This window comes from Staphylococcus pasteuri, from assembly GCF_030547725.1.
Taxonomy (GTDB): Bacteria; Bacillota; Bacilli; order Staphylococcales; family Staphylococcaceae; genus Staphylococcus; species Staphylococcus pasteuri.
Genome location: NZ_JAUOQO010000920.1, coordinates 1 through 238 on the forward strand (window position 1 = coordinate 1; position 238 = coordinate 238).

Sequence of the window (238 nt, forward strand, 5' to 3'; positions counted from 1 at the left end):
GGCCGACACCGGGGTGCTCACCCGCGAGCGGCAGACGCCCCCGGCGATCGAGCCGCCGATGGGCTGGACCGGCGGGACCGACACGCGCGCCGCGGAGGTGGGGCTGACCTTCCCGGCGCGGGCGCAGGCCTGTGCCGAGCGCCAGGGTCTCGCCTCCAGCGCCGAGCCCGAGCCCGCGGAGGCGGCTCGGGCGAAGACCCTGTGGGTCTGGCGCTCGAACCGGCGCCCGGCATTGGCG

At 79.0% G+C, this 238-nt stretch carries 1 protein-coding gene; it reads left to right on the forward strand.

Features of this window, described 5'->3' with window-relative positions; genetic code table 11:
* Positions 1 to 58 precede the first annotated feature (58 nt).
* A partial coding sequence (locus Q4528_RS15915; RefSeq protein ID WP_303522722.1) for a hypothetical protein occupies positions 59 to 238 on the forward strand: 180 nt, incomplete at its 3' end.